Annotated in this window: 20 protein-coding genes; 18 read left to right on the plus strand and 2 right to left on the minus strand. The window is 44.5% G+C overall.

Annotated elements, in window-relative coordinates; translation table 11 throughout:
* Positions 1-284: 284 nt before the first annotated feature.
* Positions 285-2,906, minus strand: coding sequence for a leucine--tRNA ligase (gene leuS, locus FTT89_RS12010; RefSeq protein ID WP_180006945.1), 2,622 nt, complete (start codon positions 2,904-2,906; stop codon positions 285-287).
* Between the two features lie 127 nt (positions 2,907-3,033).
* On the minus strand, positions 3,034-3,387 hold the full coding sequence (locus FTT89_RS12015; RefSeq protein ID WP_180006946.1) for a DUF4124 domain-containing protein: 354 nt from the start codon (positions 3,385-3,387) through the stop codon (positions 3,034-3,036).
* Between the two features lie 707 nt (positions 3,388-4,094).
* Here FTT89_RS12015 and FTT89_RS12020 point away from each other — a divergent pair.
* The 18 genes from FTT89_RS12020 to bamB all read left to right on the plus strand — a co-directional run bounded on the left by FTT89_RS12020 (position 4,095) and on the right by bamB (position 22,788).
* Entirely contained in the window at positions 4,095-5,822 is a 1,728-nt protein-coding gene (locus FTT89_RS12020) for an acetolactate synthase 3 large subunit (protein WP_180006947.1), read from the plus strand.
* On the plus strand, positions 5,819-6,310 hold the full coding sequence (ilvN, locus tag FTT89_RS12025) for an acetolactate synthase small subunit (protein ID WP_005182370.1): 492 nt from the start codon (positions 5,819-5,821) through the stop codon (positions 6,308-6,310). The genes FTT89_RS12020 and ilvN overlap by 4 nt, the downstream gene beginning before the upstream one ends.
* Before the next feature lie 104 nt (positions 6,311-6,414).
* Positions 6,415-7,431, plus strand: a complete 1,017-nt coding sequence (ilvC, locus tag FTT89_RS12030) for a ketol-acid reductoisomerase (RefSeq protein ID WP_005182373.1) — start codon at positions 6,415-6,417, stop codon at positions 7,429-7,431.
* Positions 7,432-8,574: 1,143 nt separating this feature from the next.
* A complete protein-coding gene (locus FTT89_RS12035) occupies positions 8,575-9,096 on the plus strand; it encodes a hypothetical protein (protein WP_180006948.1) in 522 nt (173 codons plus the stop codon).
* Between the two features lie 69 nt (positions 9,097-9,165).
* Positions 9,166-9,870: a molecular chaperone gene (locus FTT89_RS12040; RefSeq protein WP_016659537.1), complete on the plus strand. Its 705-nt coding sequence runs from the start codon at positions 9,166-9,168 to the stop codon at positions 9,868-9,870.
* 20 nt (positions 9,871-9,890) lie between these two features.
* The gene (locus FTT89_RS12045; protein WP_180006949.1) at positions 9,891-12,191 is read left to right on the plus strand and encodes a fimbria/pilus outer membrane usher protein; all 2,301 of its coding nucleotides are present in this window, start codon (positions 9,891-9,893) and stop codon (positions 12,189-12,191) included.
* Positions 12,192-12,205: 14 nt separating this feature from the next.
* The gene (locus FTT89_RS12050) at positions 12,206-12,625 is read left to right on the plus strand and encodes a hypothetical protein (protein WP_005182377.1); all 420 of its coding nucleotides are present in this window, start codon (positions 12,206-12,208) and stop codon (positions 12,623-12,625) included.
* Positions 12,626-12,791: 166 nt separating this feature from the next.
* A complete protein-coding gene (locus FTT89_RS12055) occupies positions 12,792-14,075 on the plus strand; it encodes a glycosyltransferase family 1 protein (protein WP_180006950.1) in 1,284 nt (427 codons plus the stop codon).
* Positions 14,076-14,107: 32 nt separating this feature from the next.
* Positions 14,108-14,659 (plus strand): phosphatase PAP2 family protein, encoded by a 552-nt coding sequence (locus FTT89_RS12060; RefSeq protein WP_104470590.1) that lies wholly within the window; start codon positions 14,108-14,110, stop codon positions 14,657-14,659.
* 94 nt (positions 14,660-14,753) lie between these two features.
* A complete protein-coding gene (gene iscX, locus FTT89_RS12065) occupies positions 14,754-14,954 on the plus strand; it encodes a Fe-S cluster assembly protein IscX (RefSeq protein ID WP_005182385.1) in 201 nt (66 codons plus the stop codon).
* Positions 14,955-15,063: 109 nt separating this feature from the next.
* Positions 15,064-15,495 (plus strand): nucleoside-diphosphate kinase, encoded by a 432-nt coding sequence (ndk, locus tag FTT89_RS12070; RefSeq protein WP_005182388.1) that lies wholly within the window; start codon positions 15,064-15,066, stop codon positions 15,493-15,495.
* A gap of 122 nt (positions 15,496-15,617) precedes the next feature.
* A complete protein-coding gene (gene rlmN / locus FTT89_RS12075) occupies positions 15,618-16,853 on the plus strand; it encodes a 23S rRNA (adenine(2503)-C(2))-methyltransferase RlmN (protein WP_005182389.1) in 1,236 nt (411 codons plus the stop codon).
* Between the two features lie 35 nt (positions 16,854-16,888).
* Complete coding sequence (gene pilW, locus FTT89_RS12080; RefSeq protein WP_104470591.1) at positions 16,889-17,686, plus strand: type IV pilus biogenesis/stability protein PilW; 798 nt, start codon at positions 16,889-16,891, stop codon at positions 17,684-17,686.
* Positions 17,677-18,465 carry a helix-turn-helix domain-containing protein gene (locus FTT89_RS12085; RefSeq protein ID WP_005182393.1) on the plus strand — a complete coding sequence of 263 codons (789 nt, stop codon included), beginning with the start codon at positions 17,677-17,679 and terminating at the stop codon, positions 18,463-18,465. The genes pilW and FTT89_RS12085 overlap by 10 nt, the downstream gene beginning before the upstream one ends.
* Positions 18,466-18,487: 22 nt before the next feature.
* Positions 18,488-19,609, plus strand: a complete 1,122-nt coding sequence (gene ispG / locus FTT89_RS12090; protein WP_005182396.1) for a flavodoxin-dependent (E)-4-hydroxy-3-methylbut-2-enyl-diphosphate synthase — start codon at positions 18,488-18,490, stop codon at positions 19,607-19,609.
* Positions 19,610-19,612: 3 nt separating this feature from the next.
* On the plus strand, positions 19,613-20,908 hold the full coding sequence (gene hisS / locus FTT89_RS12095; RefSeq protein ID WP_005182398.1) for a histidine--tRNA ligase: 1,296 nt from the start codon (positions 19,613-19,615) through the stop codon (positions 20,906-20,908).
* A 30-nt stretch (positions 20,909-20,938) separates the two neighbouring features.
* Positions 20,939-21,643 (plus strand): tetratricopeptide repeat protein, encoded by a 705-nt coding sequence (locus FTT89_RS12100; RefSeq protein WP_005182401.1) that lies wholly within the window; start codon positions 20,939-20,941, stop codon positions 21,641-21,643.
* Complete coding sequence (gene bamB / locus FTT89_RS12105; RefSeq protein ID WP_104472416.1) at positions 21,640-22,788, plus strand: outer membrane protein assembly factor BamB; 1,149 nt, start codon at positions 21,640-21,642, stop codon at positions 22,786-22,788. The genes FTT89_RS12100 and bamB overlap by 4 nt, the downstream gene beginning before the upstream one ends.
* Positions 22,789-22,795 lie beyond the last annotated feature (7 nt).

Below are 22,795 nucleotides of genomic sequence, written 5' to 3' on the forward strand. Positions count from 1 at the left end.
TTTTTAAGCCTCCCTTTGGTAAAGGGAGGTTTGGAGGGATTCGTCCTTAAAGGTCCCCCTCTTGCGCCATATATGGCTCACCTTTTACAAAGGGGGACTTCCACGGTCCATATTATAAAAAATGGGTTCTCCTCCCTTTTTTAAAGGGTGAGAAGCATTGCTTCGCAAGGGAGGGATTGTTCCTTTATATTCCCTTCTCCCTTTGGGAGAAGGTTAGGATGAGGGTGCTTTTAATATTTCACCTCTCCCTAACCCTCTCCTGAGAGGAGAGGGAACCTAAGGAATTAAACCACCAAATTCACTAACTTATTCGGCACCACAATTTCTTTCTTGGTTGGACCGGTCAAGAATTGTTGAACTTCAGGTAATGCTTTTGCTTGTGCCAAAATGTCATCTTTCGATGCATCCACAGACACTTCTAATTTGCCGCGAAGTTTACCGTTCACCTGAACCACGATGGTTTGGGTATTACGTGTTAACGCAGATTCATCCACAGTCGGGAATTGAGCAGATGTTAACTCGATCCCAAACTGTGCCAATAAAGTCTGGCTTAAGTGTGGTGCAAATGGTGCCAGTAAAGTCAGAAGTGTGGTGATGGATTCACGAGCAACGGCTACATCGTTGTCATCTTTCGCTTCAAACTTGTTGTTCGCGTTTAGAAGTTCCATCATCGCTGCAATGGCAGTGTTAAATGCATGACGACGTTCGATGTCATCACCCACTTTTTGGATGGTTTCATGCGTTTTACGACGTAAGTCTTGTGCAGCAGTCGAAAGTGCAGCTTTGTCGATGTTTGAAGCAGTGTTACCTTGTTCAAGGAAACCTGTCGCTAAACGCCATACACGTTTCAAGAAGCGGTTTGCACCTTCAACACCAGCATCCGACCATTCTAAAGATTGATCAGGAGGGGCTGCAAACATCATGAACACACGTGCAGTATCTGCGCCGTATTGGTCAATAATCGCTTGTGGGTCGATACCGTTATTTTTCGATTTCGACATTTTCTCTTGACCACCAACGATCACGTCTTGACCATCTTCTTTGTACTTCGCAGAAGTGATACGACCTTTTTCGTCTTTTTCAAGTTCGATGTCGGCAGGGTTGAACCACGTTTTCTTACCTGATTCCGCTTCACGGTAATAAGTATCGGCAAGTACCATACCTTGTGTTAACAAGTTGGTGAATGGTTCGTTGCCTTGTACCACGCCTTCGTCACGCATCAATTTGTGGAAGAAACGTGCATATAACAAGTGCAGAATCGCGTGTTCCACACCACCGATGTATTGGTTCACAGGCAACCAGGTTTGACCCGCTTCAGGTTTTACCATGCCATCGGTGAAATCAGGCGATGCATAACGTGCATAGTACCAAGAAGATTCTACGAAGGTATCCAATGTATCTGTTTCACGACGCGCGTCGCCACCACAGCATGGACATTTAGTTTCATAGAACTCAGGCATTTTATTGAGTGGGTTACCTGAACCATCAGGCACAACATTAGTCGGAAGTACAACCGGAAGTTGATCTTCAGGCACTGGCACTTGACCACAAGTGTCACAGTTAATCATTGGAATTGGACAACCCCAGTAACGCTGACGAGAAACACCCCAGTCACGTAAACGGAATTGAACTTTGACATTGGCAAGGCCTTGTGGTTCAAGTTTTGCCAAGAATGCATCGAAAGCACCTTGGAAGTCTAAACCGTCAAATTCACCTGAATTAACCAGTTTACCTTCTTTAGAGCCGTACCATTCTTGCCACTGAGTTGCATCAAAGTCTGCATCATCAGCGCCTTTGGCATCAATCACTTGCTTAATCGTTAAGCCGTATTTGTTGGCAAATTCGAAGTCACGTTCATCGTGTGAAGGCACTGCCATCACCGCACCTGAACCGTATGACATCAGCACGTAGTTCGCGATCCAAACCGGAACTTCTTCACCTGTCACAGGGTGTTTTACAGAAAGACCTGTTGCCATGCCTTTCTTCTCAGCAGTCGCAAGATCAGCTTCTGCAACTGAACCCATACGGCATTCTTCGATAAATGCAGCAAGTTCAGGGTTGTTTTCAGCTGCTTTAAGCGCCATTGGGTGCTCTGCTGCAACTGCAACATACGTCACGCCCATTAAGGTGTCAGCACGCGTTGTGAAGACTGTTAAGTCATCTGCATACACGTCAGGATTTGCTGAAGGGAAGGTAATTTCCATACCCTGTGAGCGACCAATCCAGTTACGTTGCATGGTTAATACTTGTTGTGGCCAACCGTCTTTCAGCGTGTCTAAATCGTCCAGTAATTCTTGCGCATAGTCAGTAATGCGGAAGTAGTACATTGGAATATCACGTTTTTCAACCAATGCACCTGAACGCCAGCCACGACCATTTTCAACCTGTTCGTTGGCAAGTACTGTTTGGTCGACTGGGTCCCAGTTCACCGTTGAAAGTTTACGGTAGATCAGACCTTTTTTATAAAGCTGAACAAATAACCATTGTTCCCAGCGATAGTATTCTGGTGTACAGGTTGCAAATTCACGATCCCAGTCAATCGATAGACCAAGTTTTTTCAACTGATTACGCATGTAATCAATGTTTTCAAAAGTCCATTTTGCTGGTGCAACCTGGTGTGCAATCGCTGCGTTTTCAGCAGGTAGACCGAAGGCATCCCAACCCATCGGTTGCAGTACAGTTTCGCCTTTTAAGCGGTGGAAACGGCTGATCACGTCACCAATCGTATAGTTACGCACATGACCCATATGCAGTTTGCCACTTGGGTAAGGGAACATCGAGAGGATATAACGACGTGGACCTTCTACAGTGTCGGCAACTTTAAAGGCTTTACGAGTTTCCCAGTCGCTTTGGACTTGAGGTTCAATCGCACTGGCTTGATATTCAGGGTCAATATGAGTAGTCATAAACGGATTAATGAATTACGGTTAAAAGTTTGTTGCACAGCATAGCGCAAAATGCAGCGAAAAGTGAATTTTGCGCGGCGGTTTCTGCTGGAAAAATTTAACTGATCGGGCCAGAGCAAGCAGAAACTTAAAAAACTTGCGGATTGGCACGTTCCTGTTGGGCTTGCTGCAGGGCAGCATTGGCTTCACGTTGCTGTGAATCCATCTCGGGAGCGGTTGCTGGCGTGTTCGCTGTCTGTGCTGTGGTTGGACTGTGCGTATTATTCGCTGCCGTCGTTTGCGCTGAAGTCGTTGGGGCAGAGTTGCGCCAGCCGTAAGTATCGACTTTGCCGTGTTTCTTGGCATTTTTCGGTGGCGGGGTGGTGGTGTAATGGGTTGAACCATTGGCATCGACCCATTTGTAGTACTGTTTGGCCATCACATTGGCGCTGGCCAGTGCGACTACTGAACATAATCCCCAAGTTAAAATAGAGCGATTCATCTTGTTATCCTCATGCTGTATTCAGCTGATCAATCTGCGCGTTTATCTTAGCAATAATTGGCGCCAAAGTTGATTAATTTTTAGGCTGGAAGATGAAAAATAACTGCATGAATCTGCGCCTGAATATCCTCGGCTGTTGTATCTGAAATAACCATTTTACTGCTGCAGAATGATCCATTTTGATGGGTGAATTATAAATAAACGATTTTTTATTTAATAAAATTCATTCATTTTTTTTATGTATTTTATATTTAAAATTTATGTGAAATAAAGGCAAACACATGAAATATCATGTTTTATAACGGAAATTTAAATTTTTCTATGTAATGCTTGAAAACCAGATATGTTTAAAAAACAGGCACACAGCCAAGTTTAGGAAAAAAGCCAATTTTTAAACTTGACTTTAGGGGACGAAACTACAAAAATGCTGTCTTTAGTTTTATATGCCTTAGATCGATCACCCTTCGAATAAGTGTCATGTCATGCAATGGGCAACTTCTCTAGCCGAGAAGCTGAACAAAGCTGTGAAACGTGTTTATCCCAACATGTTTTTAGATCTCATATTGCTCAATCAGCAATCAGATCACAAATTTTTCCTATTGCGATGAAAACTATGAAATATGTGTGCTATAACAGTGCAACAATGAATTAATGAAACGCTGCAAATGCCTCCCATTTCGCAGTGATTAAGATTAGGGTGAATCACGTTGGAACTTTTATCTGGTGGTGAAATGCTCGTTCGTGCATTAGCGGACGAAGGCGTTGAACATGTATTTGGATACCCAGGCGGCGCCGTTTTACACATTTACGACGCGTTCTTTCAACAAGACAAAATCAATCATTACCTTGTGCGCCATGAACAGGCAGCAGGCCATATGGCGGATGCTTACTCGCGCGTAACCGGTAAGACCGGTGTGGTGTTGGTGACTTCAGGTCCAGGTGCAACCAACACCGTTACCCCAATTGCAACAGCCTATATGGACTCCATTCCAATGGTGATTCTGTCAGGTCAGGTTGCTTCTCATTTAATTGGTGAAGATGCGTTCCAGGAAACCGATATGGTGGGGATTTCCCGACCAATCGTAAAACACAGTTTCCAGGTGCGTCATGCCAGCGAAATTCCATCAATTATTAAAAAAGCATTCTATATCGCGTCATCTGGCCGTCCTGGTCCGGTTGTGGTTGATATTCCAAAAGATGCAACCAATCCGGCAGAAAAATTTGCCTACGAATATCCTGAAAAAGTGAAGATGCGTTCGTATCAACCACCACATCGTGGTCACTCAGGTCAAATCCGTAAAGCGATTGATGAACTGATTCATGCCAAACGTCCAGTGATTTATTCAGGCGGTGGTGTGGTGCAGGGCAATGCCGCAGCACAGTTAACTGAGCTGGCGCATATTCTGGGTTATCCGGTGACCAATACCTTAATGGGCTTGGGCGCATTCCCGGGTGATGATCCGCAATTCATCGGCATGCTCGGTATGCACGGTACCTATGAAGCCAACATGGCCATGCACAATGCAGACGTGATTCTGTGTGTCGGCGCGCGTTTCGATGACCGTGTCACCAACAATCCGGCAAAATTCTGTCCGAATGCTAAAGTCATTCATATTGATATTGACCCGGCAACAATTTCTAAAACCATCATGGCGCACATTCCAATTGTGGGTGCAGTTGAACCTGTACTCAAGGAGATGCTGGTACAGCTGAAACAGATGAATGTGTCGAAGCCAAATCCTGAAGCGATTGCTGCATGGTGGGAGCAGATCAATGAATGGCGTAAAGTTCATGGTTTGAAATATGAAAAGCCAACTGATGGCACCATGAAGCCACAACAGGTGGTGGAAGCTTTAGATAAAGTGACTAATGGTGAGGCCATTATTACTTCTGACGTTGGTCAGCATCAGATGTTTGGTGCGCTTTACTACAAATACAAGCGTCCACGTCAATGGATCAACTCGGGTGGCTTAGGCACTATGGGTGTAGGTTTGCCTTATGCAATGGCTGCGAAACTGGCATATCCAGACCAGCAGGTGGTGTGTATTACTGGTGAAGCATCCATCCAGATGTGTATCCAGGAGCTGTCGACCTGTAAGCAATACGGCTTGAACGTGAAAATTCTGTGCCTGAATAACCGTGCCTTGGGTATGGTAAAACAGTGGCAAGATATGAACTATGAAGGTCGTCACTCAAGCTCATATGTAGAGTCTTTACCTGACTTTGCCAAGCTGATGGAAGCGTATGGTCACGTGGGAATCCAGATTGACCATGCCGATGAGCTTGAATCGAAGCTGGCTGAAGCCATGGCCATCAATGATAAATGCGTATTTATTAACGTGATGGTTGACCGTACTGAACACGTTTATCCGATGCAGATTGCCGGTCAGTCCATGAAAGATATGTGGTTAGGAAAAGGGGAGCGTACAGAATGAGACACATTATTTCCGTTCTCGTTGAAAACGAAGCTGGTGCGCTTTCTCGTTTAGTGGGCTTGTTCTCTCAACGTGGTTATAACATTGAGACGCTGAACGTAGCACCGACTGAAGACCCGACTTTGTCACGTTTGACACTCACTACTTATGGTGATGACCACAAAATTGAGCAGATTACCAAGCAGCTGAACAAGCTGGTTGAAGTGGTCAAAGTGGTAGATTTGTCTGAAGGTGCGCATATTGAGCGTGAACTGATGCTGATTAAAGTCAAAGCACTGGGTTCAGCACGTGATGAAATCAAGCGTACTGCCGATATTTTCCGTGGTCAGGTGGTCGATGTGACACCAACGACCTATACCATTCAAATTGCCGGTACCACAGAAAAGCTCGATGGCTTTATTGATGCGTTGGCTGAGAACACCATTCTGGAAGTGGTGCGTTCAGGCGTATCGGGTATCGCACGTGGCGAAAAAGTTTTAACTATTTAATTTAACAACGAATTCACCTCTCTCGGCTGGGAGAGGCGCTAGCAAGCTGAATAATGAAATTGCCCTAGCGGACAGGAATCAAAAGCATTTAAGCGGAGACAGCAATGCAAATTTTTTACGATAAAGACTGCGACTTATCTATCATCCAATCTAAGAAAGTAGCGATCATTGGTTACGGTTCACAAGGTCACGCGCATGCGCTTAACCTTAAAGATTCTGGCGTTGACGTAACTGTTGGTTTACGTGCTGGTTCAGCTTCTTGGAAAAAAGCTGAAAATTCAGGTCTTAAAGTTGCTGAAGTTCCTGCTGCAGTTGCACAAGCTGACGTGGTGATGATCTTGACTCCAGACGAGTTCCAAGCGCAACTTTATCGTGACGTGATTGAGCCAAACATCAAGCAAGGCGCGACTTTAGCATTTGCTCACGGTTTCTCTGTTCTTTATAACCAAGTTGTTCCACGTGCTGACTTAGACGTAATCATGGTTGCACCTAAAGCACCTGGTCACACTGTACGTTCTGAATACCAACGTGGTTCAGGTGTTCCTGATCTTATCGCGATTCACCAAGATGCTTCTGGTAACGCACGTAACCTTGCACTTTCTTACGCTTCAGGCGTAGGTGGTGGCCGTACAGGTATCATCGAAACTTCTTTCCGTGAAGAAACTGAAACTGACCTGTTCGGTGAGCAAGCGGTTCTTTGTGGTGGTGCAGTTGAACTGGTTAAAATGGGCTTCGAAACTCTGGTTGAAGCGGGTTATGCGCCTGAAATGGCTTACTTCGAATGTCTACACGAACTTAAATTGATCGTTGACTTAATGTTCGAAGGCGGTATCGCGGACATGAACTACTCTGTATCAAACAACGCTGAATACGGCGAATACGTAACAGGTACTGAAGTCATCAACGAACAGTCTCGTGAAGCAATGCGTAATGCGCTTAAACGTATTCAATCTGGCGAATACGCGAAGATGTTCATCCAGGAAGGTGCTTTAAACTACCCATCTATGACTGCTCGTCGTCGTCAAAACGCTGCTCACGGTATCGAAGTAACTGGTGCTAAATTGCGTGCGATGATGCCTTGGATTCAAGCAAACAAAATCGTTGATAAAGAAAAGAACTAAGTTCTAATTTCTGAGCCAAAAAGCCCTTGTGTTTCACAGGGGCTTTTTTATGTCATTTAAAAACAGAGCTTACTGAGTTAAGTTAACTTCCGTGCCTTAAAGAAAAGAAAGCAGTGCTTTTCTTTCCTTGCACTTCACTCAGAACAGTGTTCTGAGCTTGCTCATACCTTGGATTCAAGCAAACAAAATCGTAGACAAAGAAAAGAACTAATTTCTCGAATCATTTGATTTGAACGCGAAGACCCACTCACTAGAGTGGTTTTTTTACATTTAATATTGTGTGCCTTGCTTCATTCAAAGGAGTGCTTTTCTTCCTTGTACTTCATACAAAACACTGTTTTTTACTTCTTACGCTTCACTTAAAGTGCTGCTTTGACGTCGCTGCCAGATCATCTGCCCCAAAAATAACTACTGTACTGAGTGAGATGGCTAATCACGCTGGGTCACTAAATTGGCTGAAAAATACTTTTATTTAGAAGAATTATTTTTTACTCAGATTAAAAGTCGAGTGAAAAATGAATAAATGCGAAAAAAGTAAAAAATGAATCAGGAATAAAACAGATTGGGCTGCTTTGGTTTTTTCTGATGGGGTTTATGTATTTTATTATTTCTTCCTGACAGTTTATTGAATAAGGCTATCCCCACTACTAAGTATTTTATATTTAAAATAACAATCAAATAATCTGTTTAAATTGTCAGGCTTTTTAAAAATACGTGAAATTTCAACTAATTTTTGGTGGAAAATTCCAATATTCTAGGGAAAACTAAAAAAAAGTGTAATAAATGTAAAGGAATGTTTATTAAGGATATTTAATATTTTTTATAAAAAACATCTATTTGTTTTTATCTTAAAAAACTGGTTAGAAAAAAATTCCCTAAAAATAGTGACCCAAGTAGCAAGGAGAATTTGGGTCACCAAAAAAAGAGAATTAGCCCAAAAACAGTCGATTAAGCAAGAAAAATAATTTTAAAAAATAAATACTTAGCCTTGTGTGAAAAATCCCGTATAGATGGTTTTTTCTGTGGAATACCTACAATAAAAGGACTTGCTCAGGATCGGGTTTTAATCAGTCTAAAGACATTCTGGTTTGGGTGAGTGATTAGAAAAATGGTTCTTATATTAAAGTTATGGAGAAACACGACATGTCTACATTAATTAAAACAGCTATGGCGGTATTATTTGCAGGTACTTGCTCATCAGTAATTTATGCAACAGAAGCTGAAACAGCTGGTAAACCAGGTGGTAAACATAACTGGAATAACTGTACAACTTTAGGTTGTGAAAAAGATATTCCAATTAAACTAGAAGTTCCAAAAAAATGTGAAATTAAAGGCGGATCAGCAATTGAGTTGAGCAAAGCCGGTGGTACCAAAACATCTAACTATACAGTAAGAAGTAATACTCACTATGTATTAAATATTACAACTGCAAACAATGGTGCCAATGCAAGTACATATGTTAAGCATGAAGATGATGGCACAGTACGTATTCCAACTACAATCACAACAACAAAAACAGGTGGTGGTGCAATTGCTTGGGGTAACAGTAACCATGATGGTCTAGCAGATGATGTCTATACTGTTTCGGTTACTAACTCGGCAGTAGCTCCATTCCAGCGTGCAGGTACATATTCAGACACTTATAAAATCAAAGTGTTCTACTAATTTAGTGTTTCGCCTAACTTGGTCTTCGGACCAAGTTAGGCTTTTTCGTTATAAAAGCTGGGGAATAATATGAAAAAAATAATAGCCTTTTTAGTTTCATCGCTGTGTTATGCATCTGCAAGTTATGCAGGTGTTTCTATTGACCCGGTTCAGATGTATATCAACAGTCAGGCTAAACAAAGAACCACAACGCTTACTTTAGAATCTACAGATGAAACTGAAGCAAAAATTTTTGAAATTAAAGCCTTTAAATGGACGCAACAAGGCAATGGTGAGAATGTTTTGGTACCAGATGACACCCTTATTTTAAATCCCAAAAACTTTATTCTGCAGCCGAATGGCAAACAGACTATCCGTGTTGGTTTTAATCGTCCTTTAGAGTCGGTACTCACCGGTAATCAGGAGGGTGCATGGCGCATTCTGGTAGAAGAAATTCCACAGGCCGTGAAAGAAACTTCAGTTAACTTTCTGCTCAGCTTTAACCTGCCTTTATTTGTCGGTAAGCAGGAAGATACGAACGTTAAATTTAATATTGAGAATAACCGGCTGGTTGCACAAAATCAGGCCAATTCGCATGTTCAGATTAATAATTTGAAGATTGTTGATGCCAATAAGAAGGAAGTATTTAAGGCCGATACTATGGCTTACTTATTGGCCAAAATGAATTACAGCTATGAGTTAAATGGAACCAAGATTGCAGATCCAAAAAAGTATACTGTCCAATTTTTTACGGATAAGAACGATAACATGGTGGAGCTTAAATTCTCGGACTAGCGGTATAGGGGGAATTTGCGATGAATATAAAAAATCGGTGGTTTATTGTTGTTCATATTTTATTTAGCTTCGCAGCGAATGCGAATGAAAATCCGGTAGAAGAAAGTCTTGCCAATCTGTGGATTAATGAACTTGATCATCATACTGATATTATTTTAATCACAGAAGGGCAGCATTATTATATGGGTTGTGATGTGCTGTCCGAACGGCAAATTCAAGTGCAGAAGTTAAAGAAACATCAGCAGCGTGCGGATTTCTGTCTGGTCAGTGAAGGCGATATTCAAGCGGTTTTTGATAGTTCATCGCAGTCCATTAAATTAACCATCCCCACTCACTATTTTCAATCCGATTTAAACGTTTTTAACCAGAAAGTGATTCCTGAAAAAGCCAGTTTTGGTGGCTTTATGAATTATGACTGGGTCTATGCCAACAGCGATTCAAATGAAGCTTATAGTGGTCTGGCCGAGTTGGGGATCTTTAAAGATTACTGGATTCTCAAGAATTCGGTGCTGTATCAGAATACCTCTGTCGAGGAGCAGGTGGTACGTTTAAATAGCAGTTTTGATCTGGAATTTCCGGAAAGCATGACCCGTCTAACCCTGGGCGACACCACAACAACCTATAACCCGTTAATTAACTCTTTGCGTTTTGCCGGTTTAAACTGGGGAACCAACTACACCGAGCGACCAAGTTTTGTCTATTGGAATATTCCAACCTTACAGGGTAGCGCGCGTATTCCATCTACTGTTGAGCTGTTTATTAACGGGGTGAGTATTTATAGCCAGAAAGTCAGCCCGGGTGATTACATGCTGGAAACAGGGGCGCAAATTCAGCAGGCGGGTGATGCACAAATTGTAGTTGAAGATGTTTTAGGTAATCGCAGTGTGCAAACTTTTCCGGTGCTGGTCACTAACCGTTTATTACGTGATGGCCTGGATGAATATAATATTGCCTTAGGTAAGCTGCGTTATAACTACAATCTGGACAGTAGCGATTATCGGGATTTCTTTGTTAATGGCTTTTACCGCAGGGGGCTGTCTAACGCAACCACTTTGGGAACCAACCTGTCCTATAGTGAAGATATTCAGAATGCGGGGGTTATGTGGACTCAGGCCATTAGTAATATTTTAATTGTAGACAGTGTGGTCATGGCCTCGCATGATGACCGGAATCAGATGAACTATTCCTATGGTTTATCCGCCAGCAAAGATTTCGGGAATTTTTCACTGGGTGCCAGTTCCAAGTATACCGAACGGGATTTTAAGTTTTTAGGCGATGATCTGGACAATGTTTCGAATTATCCAAAATTTGAAAATCTGGTGTATTTAGGGTTGACCAATGTGCCTTATGTGCACAATATTAATCTGAACTATGCTGAACAGAAATACTATGATCATCCTGAATTTGAACAGCAGAACCAGCGGGTGATCAATGTCGGATTTAACCGAAATTTTGGACGCCGATTTGCTGTCGGGCTCAGTTATTTCAATGCCTTTGGCGATCGTAAAGATTCTGGCGGGATATTATCTCTTAGTTATAGTTTTGATAATGATAAATCCGTCTATTTTAGTCAGTCTGCAGACCAGAACACCAACCTGCAGCTGGTAAAAAGTGACTCGAGTCAGGTCGGCTTTGACTATGCTGTCGGTGTGAATCATCGCAATGATGACACACTTTATAATGTAAATGGCCTGCTGAAAACCAAGGTGGGTGATCTAGATTTTTACCATGTTCAGGGCAAGGAAACGCGTGACTCGCAACTGGCTTATCGTGGTGCTGTTGTCTGGTTGGGTAATCAGCTAAGTTTTACCAAAATTGTTGAACATGCTTTTGGTTTGGTCAAAGTCGGGGATTATCAAGATATTGATATTCTACGCTCACTGGTTTATGTCGATAAAACCAACAAAGACGGCTATGCCTTTGTGCATGACATTATTCCTTATGTGAAATACGACATTGCCTTTGATGAAAATCAGTTACCTATCGAAGATAAAATTCTTTATTCAAGTAAACAAATTACCGCGTTAAACCAGCGCGGCTACAAAATCAATTTCCCGGTTTTCCATGCTAAACAGGTTCGTATCCGGCCGGTAGATGTCCAAAATCGCAGTTTTGTACCGGGATCAGAGCTGCATATTAACAATGAAGGTGGCGAGGTTTATCCGATTGGTTCGGATGGAACGGTTACTTTATATGGCTTGATTCCAGGGAATTATAGTGTCCGGATTAAAACCCGAGAGGCGCAAACCTGTAGCGCTGTATTACAGGTTTCAGCTCAGGCACAAGATATAACTGTACCGGTTGAACTTGTGTGTAAATAAAAGGAGTAGGGGTGATGAAAGCGAGTGTACTGTTTTTAGTCTGTTGTATCAGCAGCAGTCTGTCTCTGGCACATGCGAGACAATGCCAAATTGAGCGTTTAACGGCAACTCAATTGAATTTGAATGCCTCTTATTTAAGCCAGGCTGCGACTTCCTTTTCGGTGAATTGTGATAGTCGTTATGCCATTAAGTTTAATAGCCGAAATCTGGTGAATAGTACAGGCAGCAGTTATCTGGTGAATGAGAAGAATTATAAGCTCAGAACCCAGATGAATATTAGTGGTGCCAGTTCTTCACGCTGGAATGTTCCGCTTAGTCAGGCCCCCACTGGTCAAGATAAATTTGTGGTGTTGGTTCAATTAATGGAACGTCCAACGGCAAGAACACCTGCCGGTGTATACCGGGACAGTCTATATATTAATTTGATGTTTTAATTGTGATTTAAATATTGGAAATATCAAATATTTTTCCAAGCCTTTAATTAGGCGGTGCAATACCACGAGTTTGATACAAGTATGAAATTAATTTCATGAATTTATCATAAAACTGCAAACTGTAAGGATTATGCTGGGCAGACAACAACAACAGAGGAATACGCGGATGTCAGCGTCTTCACGCACACTGGTATTAAAGTCGCCTAATATTCCTGAGAATTTTAAATTTTATTTTAAACAGGAAAAACAAAAAAACGCGATTAATGAAGTCATTGAAATTGAAGAGCTGGTGCGACCTCGTTTAAGAATTGCGTTAGTGACAGAAACCTGGTCGCCAGAAATTAATGGTGTGGCCAATTCATTATTACAACTGTGCAAAGGATTGCAAAAACTGGGACACAAAATTCTACTGATTCGTCCTGAACAAAAACAACCTTGTACCGATTTTAGTCCCAACAAAGAATGTCTGGTCAAGGCGCAGTCTATTCCGAAATATGGTCATCTGCAGTTTGGCTGGCCACAGCTGTATAAACTCTCTACCGCCATGGATGAGTTTGAGCCAGATATCGTGCATGTGGTGACCGAAGGGCCGCTGGGTCTGGCTGCGTTACAGGTAGCAAAATCCAAGCAGATTCCGGTATCTAGCGGTTTCCACTCTGCTTTTCAGGACTTTAGCCGCTTTTTTGATCTGGCTTTTCTGGTTAAACCGATCCAGCGTTATCTGTGCTGGTTCCATAACAATACGCAACTGACCTGTGTACCCAGTACTGATACCGAGCAGTCTTTACGCCAGTTTGGTGTGGAAGGCCCACTGGTGGTCGTTGGTCGTGGGGTCGACGTCGACAGGTTCTCACCGCAACATCGTTCAGAGGCCTTACGTTTACGTTGGGGCGCCGATGAACAGACCCGGGTGCTGATTTATGTGGGCCGGGTGTCGCCAGAAAAAGAAGTGAATGTGGTGATTGATGCCTATCGGGCCATGCAGTCCATTGCCAAATATCCAACCAAGCTGGTGGTGGTAGGCGATGGTCCGGACCTGAAACGTCTGGAAGGGCTGAACACCGATGGCGAAGTCATTTTTATGGGCAGCTTAAGCGGACAAAAACTGGCTGAAGCTTATGCTAGTGCCGATGTGTTTGTCTTTGCCAGTCAGGTAGAAACCTTTGGTAATGTGGTGCTTGAAGCCATGGCCAGCGGCTTGCCAGTCGTGGCGTATGACTATGCTTGTGCCAATTTGCATGTCAAGCAAGATGAAACCGGCTGGCTTAGTCCACTGGGTGATGTCGCCGGAATTATGCGTTCGATTTATCAGTTGCCAAGCGCAAAAGTATTAAGACAGATGGGTAAAAAAGCCCGTGAATCTACCCAGCATATCGGCTGGCAATATCCGATCCAACAATTTGAACAGGCACTTTATCGGGTGGTGCAGGAGTCGCATATGACGACCTAGATTTTAAGCTCAAGCTTAAAGGAGAGCATAGAATGAAACTTAAAAATGCAAAAATAAGAATACTTGATCTCGACTTGAAAGGCTGTTTGTATCTCAATCATTTTTCCCACTCCGAACGGGTGGCTTATTTCTTTAAAGTGGTGAGCCGCTTAGGCGACGGTTTATTCTGGTATGTCATGTTGGCCACAGTCTGGTTATGGCAGGGTCTGCTGTATGGATTACAGATTATCTACTTGCTGTTAGGTGGATCGGTCGGTACGGGCATCTATAAACTGCTTAAAAGCAAAACGGTGCGTCCCCGTCCTTATCAGGTACATCAGGTGATCCGCCTGGGCGAGCGTCCGCTTGATCACTTTAGTTTTCCTTCCGGTCACACTTTGCACGCGGTCATGATTACCACAGTGCTGGGCTATATTCAGCCGCTACTGCTGGTGTTGATGTTACCTTTTACCATTCTGGTGGCGCTATCACGTATGGTGCTGGGGCTGCATTATCCAAGTGATGTGGCGGTCGGTGCACTAATTGGCGGTGTGGTGGCCAGCGGCATTATTTCGGCTGCGCCGTATCTGGAAATTGCGCTATAGCCCATTCACCGGCGGTACGGCCTGTCAAAGCTGGTACAGCATTTGCAAAATTTGCTAAAGTAGTGCATCACACTAAACTGCCTTAGGAATAGACATGGGTTTACGTTGGACAGATAGCATCGATATCGCCATTGAACTATATGAAGCACATCCAGATGTCGATCCGCAATGGATCCGTTTTACTGACCTGCATGCCTGGGTTTGTGCACTTCCAGATTTTGAAGATGATCCGACCAAGTCAACCGAAGGTCTGTTAGAAGCCATTCAAATGGCATGGATTGACGAAGCACGTTAACAGCGACCTCAAAAAACCGATTTTTTTTACAGATTAAACGCAGAAAAAAGCCCATTTTTCGGTATAATGCGGCAAAATTTCTGTCAACTTTGACTTTAAGGAGCCAATCATGGCTATCGAACGTACATTATCTATCGTTAAACCAGACGCAGTTGCTAAAAACGTAATCGGCGAAATCTTCGCACGTTTTGAAAAAGCGGGTCTTAAAATCGTTGCAACTAAAATGAAACACTTGACTCAAGCTGAAGCTGAAGGCTTCTACGCTGAGCACAAAGAACGTGGTTTCTTCGCTGACTTAGTTGCGTTCATGACTTCTGGTCCAGTTGTTGTTTCAGTTCTTGAAGGTGAAAACGCAGTTCTTGCTCACCGTGAAATCCTGGGCGCGACAAATCCTAAAGAAGCGGCTCCTGGTACAATCCGTGCAGACTTCGCTGTAAGCATCGACGAAAATGCTGCTCACGGTTCTGACTCTGTAGCATCTGCTGACCGTGAAGTTAACTACTTCTTCGCTCAAACTGAGATTGCTCCACGTACTCGTTAATACGCAGTATTCAAACCAGATAAGTGTTATTATACTTATCTGGTTTTTTTATTCTCTGAATAATCCCTCGCTCAGATCTTGAGCATCTCCTTTCATCCTCAGACATGATTTAGGTAATACACATGAGTAATGAAGTGGTCGCTTCATCTGCAACATCTGATGAGCAGCAACAATCTTTGTCCACTCCAGCGCAATCAACTTCTGTGCAGAAAGTGAATTTACTGGGCATGTCGCGTGCTGAGCTGGAAAAATTCTTCGAAGATTTAGGCGAGAAGAAGTTTCGTGCCGGCCAGGTGATGAAATGGATTCACCAGTATTTTGTAACCGATTTTGCCGAAATGACCAATATTTCAGGCAAGTTGCGCGCAAAACTGGAACAGATATGTGAAATTAAAGCGCCAGATGTGGTGCATAAAAACTATTCTAAAGATGGTACACGTAAATGGGTGTTCCGTGTCGGTGATGGTGCGGGTTCCTTGGTTGAAACCGTGCTGATTCCTGCGGAAGATAAAACCGGTTCGCGTAAGACTTTATGTATTTCCTCACAGGTCGGCTGTGCGCTGGACTGTTCATTCTGTTCAACCGGTAAACAGGGCTTTCAACGCGACCTGACCCAAGCTGAAATTATTGGTCAGCTGTGGATGGCCAACTATTCCTATATGGAAGATGTGCCGGTTGCAGAGCGTGAGCGTTCGGTGACGAACGTGGTGATGATGGGCATGGGCGAGCCGCTGCTGAACTATGATGCGGTCTTAAACTCGATGCGTATTATGCTGGATGACTTCGCCTATGGCATGTCAAAACGCCGTGTAACGCTGTCGACCTCGGGTGTAGTGCCAAAAATTGACCAGCTGGCTGAAGATATTGATGTCGCGCTGGCGATTTCTTTACACGCCACCAACGATGAACTGCGCAATGAGCTGGTGCCAATCAACAAGAAATATCCACTGGAACAGCTGATTGCAGCCTGCCAGCGTTATATCAAAAAAGATGGCAACGAAAGTGCGCGTAAGCACGTGACCATTGAATATGTCATGCTCGATGGCGTGAATGACAGCATTGAACATGCCAAAGAGATGATCAAGCTGCTTAAAGACCTGCCAAGCAAAATCAATTTAATTCCGTTTAACCCGTTCCCGCATGCGCCATATGGCCGTTCAAGCCGGAACCGGATTATTTCTTTCCAAAAAACTTTGTCTGATGCCGGATTTGTGTGTACGATTCGTCAGACACGTGGTGATGATATTGATGCCGCGTGTGGCCAGCTGGTGGGACAGGTGGCAGACCGTACCCGTCGTGCGGAACAGTGGAAAAAGAAAGTTGCAGAGCGAAATGAAATTATGCGCTCTCAAGGATAATTAAATTTAGGGGGAGAGGTCCATTGACTAAGTTGATGTATAAATTCACAACCATCAGCACACTGTGTGTGGCTGCATGGATGAGCACCGGCTGTCAAACCACAACTCCTACTTTAAGTCCGAAAGATCCGGAAAAGGCAATTCAGGTGCGTACCCAGCTGGCGGCCGAGTATTTAAAATCGGGTGATTTAGACTCGGCCAAACGTGCCCTGGATCAGGCACTGGAAACAGATTCGCGTGATTCTATGGCCAATATGATGATGGGCGTGCTGCTACAGCAAGAAGGTAGCAAGCTGAATCTGGAGAAGGCCGATACGTATTTCAAGCGTGCCATCTCTGCCGATCCGAACAATGCGCAGGCGCGTAACAACTATGGTACGTATTTGTATCAGGTTGAACGCTATAATGATGCCATTGAACAGCTGAGTATTGCCGGGGCAACACTCGGTTATGATCAACGTTTTCGTGCATTGGAAAACGTGGGGCGGATTTACCTGAAACTGGGCGATATGGCGAATGCTGAAAAATCATTCAAGCAGGCTCTGCAGGCGAACCGTGACTCCTATGTTTCAATGTTAGAGTTGGCGGAAATTTTTTATTTCAACCAGCAGACTCCTGCAGCATCCAGAATGTATGAACAGTTTGTGCGTGCTGTGGGACAAAAAAATCAAGGTGCGCGTGCCTTATGGATTGGGATCCGTGTTGCACGTGCAAATGGCGATCAGTTGGGACAGCAGGTGCTGGTCAATCAGCTTCGGGCATTGTTCCCTGAAAGCCAGGAATATCAACGTTATTTGCAATTACAGCACAGTACTGAGGCCGTATGGAAGTAAATCCTAATTCACCGCAATCAAATACAAATGTAGCGCCCAATGCATTAGGAAATATCCAACGCCCAGGTGAGTATCTGCGTCAAATCCGTCAAAATCAGAAGCTTGAGCTTGAAGATGTGGCGCAAGAATTGAATATTCCGGTCAAAACCCTGACGGCGCTGGAGCAGGATGAATACAAGTCACTGCCTGAAGCGACCTTTATCAAGGGTTATTACCGCACCTACGCCAAATATTTAAAAGTCGATGCCACCAGTATCATCCAGCGTTTTGATGAAATCTATGCCAATGATACCGGCATGCTGCCGAATCATGCCCTGAATAATTCCCCAATTAAAATTATGGGCAAACTGCCTGGCTCGAATCGTGACCGTAACCGCAAATGGTTAAAGCGTATTGCGCTGGCGGTAGTGGTACTGGCCTTAATCTGGATTATCATCGCGGCCGTGCAAAACTGGTCATCTTCGCAGTCGAGCGACACCGAGCAGAATATTGTGCCAATGTCTGATGTCGAAATTATTAATTTAGACAACAGCAGTGCCGTGACCGGCGATCAGCTGTCTTTAAGCTTTAACCGTCCGACGTCGGTTCATATTGTGGATTCGACCGGGAAGGTGCTGGCCACTGGCCGTCAGGCGTCCAGCTTGAATTTAACTGGTGAGGCACCATTTCAGATTCGTTTAGATGATGCAACCGCAGTGTCATTAAGTCTAAACAATGAAAATATTTCATTGTCTCCATATACCGTCAATGGCAAAGCGGAATTCCGTTTGTCGCGTTAATGGCACAGAGTAGAGCGAAATCATGATTGAGAATCCAATTCGACGCCGTCCAACCCGTAAAATTCGTGTCGGTTCAGTCTATGTGGGCGGTGATGCGCCAATCAGCATTCAGAGTATGACCAATACCGAAACCTGTGATGTCGCCGCAACGGTTGCGCAAATTCAGCGCTGTGTTGATGCTGGTGCAGACATCATGCGGGTATCGGTGCCAAGCATGGAAGCCGCACAGGCTTTTGGTGAAATCCGTAAGCAGGTCTCTGTTCCTTTGGTGGCTGATATTCACTTCGACTATAAAATTGCTTTGGCTGTGGCCGATTTCGGCGCTGACTGTCTGCGGATTAACCCGGGTAATATTGGTTCGGAAGCGAAAATCCGTGAAGTGGTGGCTGCGGCCAAACATCATGATATTTCCATGCGGATTGGGGTCAATGCCGGTTCACTGGAAAAAGATATTCAAAAGAAATATGGCGAGCCGACCGGTGCGGCCTTGCTTGAATCGGCCATGCGCCATATTGATATTTTAGACCGTCTGGATTTCCAGGAATTTAAGGTCTCGGTGAAAGCATCGAATGTATTTTTAACCATGGATGCCTATCGTTTGCTGTCGCAGCAAATTGATAATCCGCTACATTTAGGTGTGACTGAAGCGGGAATCTATCGGACCGGTTCGGTGAAATCAGCGATTGCCTTAGGTGGCCTGCTGATGGAAGGCATTGGCGACACCATGCGTATTTCCCTGGCAGCAGAGCCGGAAGAAGAAGTCAAAATTGGCTTTGATATTTTAAAATCGCTCGGCCTGCGTTCTAATGGCATTAACTTCATTGCCTGCCCAAGCTGTTCACGTCAGGAATTTAACGTGATTAAAGCCATGCAGATGTTGGAAGAGCGTCTGGAAGATGTCCGCACTCCAATGGATGTGTCGGTGATTGGCTGTAAAGTTAACGGTCCGGGCGAAGCCAAAGAAGCTGATATTGGCGTGGTAGGTGCAAGTCCGCGTTCACTGGTGTATCGTAATGGTGAAAAGAGCCATTTAATTGATACCAATCAATTGGTTGATGAAATCGAAACAATGGTTCGTCAACGTGTTAAAGAGCTTGAAGAAGCTAAGTCAAAAGAGATTATTCGCACAGGTTTTTCTGAGTAGATCATGAGTTCAATCGTCGCAATCAAAGGTTTTAATGACATTCTCCCAACCCAGACCCCGGCTTGGAGACGTCTGGAACAGCATCTGTCCAGTCTTATGGATGCTTATGGTTATCAGCAAATCCGTTTGCCGATGGTTGAGCAGACCCATCTGTTCAAGCGTTCCATTGGTGATGCAACCGATATCGTTGAAAAAGAAATGTATACCTTCCTCGACAAGGGTAATCCACCTGAGTCGTTGACCTTGCGTCCAGAAGGGACGGCAGGCTGTGTACGTGCCATGCTTGAGCATAACCTGCTGCGCGGTGCAACGCCTCGCGTGTGGTATATCGGCCCAATGTTCCGTTATGAAAAACCACAAAAAGGTCGTTACCGTCAGTTCCATCAGTTTGGTGTGGAAACTTTTGGTGTGGCTACACCAGATATGGATGCCGAGCTGATTTTAATGACCGCGCGTTTATGGAAACGTATGGGCGTTGCAGATAAAGTTCAACTTGAACTGAATACTTTAGGTGAGTCAGATGAACGTGCCGCGTATCGCGCCGCCTTGGTTGAGTTCCTGGAAACGCACAAAGCCGATCTCGATGAAGATTCTCAGCGCCGTTTAAGCACCAACCCGCTGCGTATTCTGGACTCTAAAGATGCCAAAACTCAAAGCATCCTGGAAAATGCACCAAAACTTCACGACTTTATGGGTGAAGACACCATGGCGCATTTTGCCCTGTTGCAGCAGTATCTGACTGATGCCGGTGTCAGCTTCGTGATTAATCAAAAATTGGTCCGTGGTCTGGATTATTACAACAAAACTGTATTTGAATGGACCACCACCCATTTGGGTTCACAGGGGACAGTGTGTGCCGGCGGCCGTTATGATGGTCTGGTGGGGCAGTTAAAAGGCAAGCCAGAACAGTCGGTTCCGGCAGTTGGTTTTGCCATGGGCATGGAGCGTTTATTGCTTCTATTGGAACAGGTCGAAGACAACAGCCCAAGCCGCGATTGTGAAGTATTCCTGGTGGCCGATCCGGCATCACAAGGTAAAGCACTGGTGCTGGCAGAGCAGATTCGTGACCAGCTTGAAGCCAGTGGTAGTGCCATTCGCCTGAAAGTCGGCTCACAAGGCTCGATGAAAAGCCAGATGAAAAAAGCCGACCAGTCGGGTGCACTGTATGCTTTAATTCTGGGTGAGCGTGAGTGGGAAAACCAGCGCTTCGCCGTTAAAGAACTGGCCACTGCCGAGCAGTTGGATGTAGCTGTGGCAGAGATTGTGCCATTTATGATTGAAAAATTTTCTTCAAAATAAGCCAAAGAATATAAGGAAAAGGGTAATTCAATGAGCGCATTAAGTGATGATGAACAACTTGATCATTTAAAATCATTCGCTAAGAAATATGGTTCTGCAATTATTAGCGGGATTTTGATTGCGCTGATTGCCTTTTTCGGATGGCAATACTGGCAGAAGAAAAACCTGGCTGAAGATCAGACCAACACCGCCAAAGTCCAGCAACTGATGGACGAGGCGCGTGCGGCTGAAGGCGATGACAAAGCTTTCCAGAATCTGTCGACCACGGCCGATAAGATTGTGAAAGAAGCACCAGATTCCGTCCAGGCCATTCAGACCCAGTTCTTAATGGCGAAACTGGCCTATGATCAGGGCGATTATGCCGGTGCAGAAAAAGCCTTAAAGAAAGTTGAAAATTCTAAAGTCGATGATGCCGGCTTAATGCAGGTATTAAAACTGCGTTTGGCCTATGCGCAATTGGCACAAAAGAAATATGATGAGGCACTGAAAACCTTGTCTGCCGTCAACGATCCTGCCTTTAAAGCAACAGCTGAAGAAGCGCGTGGTGATGTGTACGTGGCGAAAAACGATATTGAAAATGCCAAAAAAGCGTATCAGAACGCATGGAATGCGTTACTTGAACGTCAACAGGAACGTCAAATTTTACAAATTAAACTCGAAAGTGTCGGCGTTTTAGTTGATGATCCTGAAATTGAACGTCCTGTAATCGACACACAAGTGGATGAAACTGAATGAATAGAAAATATAAGATCCCGTTTGCACTAACTGTTTTAAGCCTTGCATTGGCTGGCTGTTCAAGCAACAGCATTAAAGTTGAAAAAGTAAAACCGAATCCTTTGCCAAAACTGCAACAGGCCAAAACCCTGGTGCCTGTATTTTCTCAAAACACCTCATCGACTGCTGAAGAAGATCCGCTGCGTTTACAGCTAGATGTCGATAATGGCGTAGTATTTAGTATTGATCCTAAAGGTGAAGTGGCGGCCTATCGTGGCAAGCAGCGTTTGTGGCAAACCGAAGTCAGCAAACAGGGGCTGAGCTCAGGTGTAGAAGCGGCAGAAGGTCTGGTGATTGTTGGGAATCAGAAAGGCCAACTGTTTGCACTGGATCAGGCCACAGGTGAGAAAAAGTGGACCGCACAATTGACTGGGGCTATTCTGGCACCTTCGCTGGTGCATGCCAACCGTGTGGTGACTATCAGCAATGATGGTATTGTCTATGCGCATAACCTGGCGACTGGCCAGCAAATGTGGACTTACAATTTGCCGAATGTCCAGTTTAGCCTGCGTGGTAGCGCTGCACCGGTAGCGGTTGATCCGCGTACCGTGCTGGTAGCAACCGCCAATGCTTATATTTATGCAATTGATGTGGTGACCGGTACGCCGCGTATGCAGCGCCGTGTGGCCATCAGTGAAGGTCGCTCCGATATTCAGCGTTTAAATGATATTGATGGCGATCCGGTAGTAGCGGGCCAGTTCCTGGTCACTACCAGCTTCCAGGGCCAGGTGACCGTCACTGATCTGGCTTCACAGCAAGTGGTTTGGAGCGAAGACCTGAGCAGCACCAAACGTCCGGAAGTGGTCGGCAATGGGGTTTTTGTCGCCAGTGCCGATGGCCGTTTAGTGGCTTATGAAATTACCAGTGGCCAGAAGCTGTGGGAAAATGACCAGTTGCTTAACCGTCGTTTAAGTAACCCGGTAATGCTGGGTCAGGACCTGGTGGTGGGAGATATGGATGGTGTCTTGCATCTGTTTAACCCGAGCAACGGTCAGCTGATTGGTCGCGCCAAAACCAGCGGTGAAGTGCGTTCTTTACGTGTCATCGACAACCAGTTATATGTTGGTACGCAAAAGGGTGCATTCAGCATTTGGCAGAACCGTTAACTTTTTG

This window comes from Acinetobacter sp. YH01025, from assembly GCF_013420185.1.
In the GTDB taxonomy this organism is placed as follows: Bacteria; Pseudomonadota; Gammaproteobacteria; order Pseudomonadales; family Moraxellaceae; genus Acinetobacter; species Acinetobacter indicus.

What these genes read in the sequence shown, in the direction of transcription:
- leuS (WP_180006945.1), bottom strand. Translation starts at nt 2,906, where the DNA reads ATGACTACTCATATTGACCCTGAATATCAAGCCAGTGCGATTGAACCT.
- hisS (WP_005182398.1), top strand. Translation starts at nt 19,613, where the DNA reads ATGAGTTCAATCGTCGCAATCAAAGGTTTTAATGACATTCTCCCAACC.
- iscX (WP_005182385.1), top strand. Translation starts at nt 14,754, where the DNA reads ATGGGTTTACGTTGGACAGATAGCATCGATATCGCCATTGAACTATAT.
- ilvC (WP_005182373.1), top strand. Translation starts at nt 6,415, where the DNA reads ATGCAAATTTTTTACGATAAAGACTGCGACTTATCTATCATCCAATCT.
- FTT89_RS12085 (WP_005182393.1), top strand. Translation starts at nt 17,677, where the DNA reads ATGGAAGTAAATCCTAATTCACCGCAATCAAATACAAATGTAGCGCCC.
- ispG (WP_005182396.1), top strand. Translation starts at nt 18,488, where the DNA reads ATGATTGAGAATCCAATTCGACGCCGTCCAACCCGTAAAATTCGTGTC.
- FTT89_RS12015 (WP_180006946.1), bottom strand. Translation starts at nt 3,387, where the DNA reads ATGAATCGCTCTATTTTAACTTGGGGATTATGTTCAGTAGTCGCACTG.
- FTT89_RS12040 (WP_016659537.1), top strand. Translation starts at nt 9,166, where the DNA reads ATGAAAAAAATAATAGCCTTTTTAGTTTCATCGCTGTGTTATGCATCT.
- FTT89_RS12045 (WP_180006949.1), top strand. Translation starts at nt 9,891, where the DNA reads ATGAATATAAAAAATCGGTGGTTTATTGTTGTTCATATTTTATTTAGC.
- FTT89_RS12055 (WP_180006950.1), top strand. Translation starts at nt 12,792, where the DNA reads ATGTCAGCGTCTTCACGCACACTGGTATTAAAGTCGCCTAATATTCCT.
- ilvN (WP_005182370.1), top strand. Translation starts at nt 5,819, where the DNA reads ATGAGACACATTATTTCCGTTCTCGTTGAAAACGAAGCTGGTGCGCTT.
- rlmN (WP_005182389.1), top strand. Translation starts at nt 15,618, where the DNA reads ATGAGTAATGAAGTGGTCGCTTCATCTGCAACATCTGATGAGCAGCAA.
- FTT89_RS12100 (WP_005182401.1), top strand. Translation starts at nt 20,939, where the DNA reads ATGAGCGCATTAAGTGATGATGAACAACTTGATCATTTAAAATCATTC.
- FTT89_RS12050 (WP_005182377.1), top strand. Translation starts at nt 12,206, where the DNA reads ATGAAAGCGAGTGTACTGTTTTTAGTCTGTTGTATCAGCAGCAGTCTG.
- FTT89_RS12060 (WP_104470590.1), top strand. Translation starts at nt 14,108, where the DNA reads ATGAAACTTAAAAATGCAAAAATAAGAATACTTGATCTCGACTTGAAA.
- ndk (WP_005182388.1), top strand. Translation starts at nt 15,064, where the DNA reads ATGGCTATCGAACGTACATTATCTATCGTTAAACCAGACGCAGTTGCT.
- pilW (WP_104470591.1), top strand. Translation starts at nt 16,889, where the DNA reads ATGTATAAATTCACAACCATCAGCACACTGTGTGTGGCTGCATGGATG.
- bamB (WP_104472416.1), top strand. Translation starts at nt 21,640, where the DNA reads ATGAATAGAAAATATAAGATCCCGTTTGCACTAACTGTTTTAAGCCTT.
- FTT89_RS12035 (WP_180006948.1), top strand. Translation starts at nt 8,575, where the DNA reads ATGTCTACATTAATTAAAACAGCTATGGCGGTATTATTTGCAGGTACT.